Below are 909 nucleotides of genomic sequence, written 5' to 3'. Positions count from 1 at the left end.
CGCCTACGGTGGCGCCGGCATCGACCTTGCCGAGCGCCGGGAACTGCTCGCCCACCACCTCGAAGCCCGGCACCGCGGCGGCCATCAGGCGCTTGAAGTTGGCGGCGGCCGACTGGCCGTACTCGTAGTTCGGCGCCACGATCGCCCAGCGCTTGACGCCGCGATCCTTCACGGCGTCGACCAGCATGCGGGTCTGCATGTAGGTGTTGGGCCGCACCCGGAAGGTGTAGCGGTTGCCGCTGCCCATGGTGAGCGCGTCGGTCAGCGGCTCGGTGGCGAGGAAGAGCGCCTTGCGCTGGTTGGCGAAATCCGCCACCGCGAGGCCGACGTTGGACAGGAAGGTGCCGCACAGGAAGGCGACGTTCTCGCGGGTCAGAAGCTCCTCGGCGACCCGGGTCGCGTCGCCCGGGGTCGAGCCGTCGTCGCGGAAGATGATCTCGATCGGGCGGCCGCCCAGCGCCTTGATGCCGCCGGCCTTGTTGACGGCGTCCTGCGCGAGCTGCATGGCGTTGCGGTAGGGCACCGCGAAGGCGGCCATGCGGCCGTAGGAATTCAGCTCGCCGATCCGGATCGGGCCCGCCCCTTGCTGGCCCTGCGCGACCGCCCGCGAGGCCGCGAGGCCGAGGGAGCCTGCACCGAGGGGCGCCGCGGCGAGCCCGCCCAATACGGTGCGGCGGGACAGGGGGCGAAACGTCTCGTCGCGGGGCAACATGGCGCGAACCTCCGGCCGGTCCCCGCGCAACTTCGCGCCACCGGGGTGCAAACTCGTTTGTAGGCGGACGATACTTTGGCTGGGCCGGGGCGCAAGGCCTGAATTTGCGGGAAATCAGGGCGGCGCTTGTCGCCGGAACGCGCCAGTCCTGCGCGTCAAAGGCGCGCCCCGCGGGCGAGCCCGCCACCACGCTGTCC

The 909-nt window shown here is 71.6% G+C and carries 1 protein-coding gene; it reads right to left on the bottom strand.

The genetic code is table 11. The features are described from left to right. Positions 1–712, bottom strand: a 712-nt coding sequence (locus VQ03_RS30645) for an ABC transporter substrate-binding protein (RefSeq protein WP_048454720.1), incomplete at its 3' end; no start/stop codon positions are given. Between the last annotated feature and the right edge of the window lie 197 nt (positions 713–909).

The organism is Methylobacterium tarhaniae, from assembly GCF_001043955.1.
GTDB classification, from domain to species: Bacteria; Pseudomonadota; Alphaproteobacteria; order Rhizobiales; family Beijerinckiaceae; genus Methylobacterium; species Methylobacterium tarhaniae.
The sequence above is the reverse complement of the archived record's forward strand: the minus strand, read 5'-3'. Positions and strand labels throughout refer to the sequence as shown.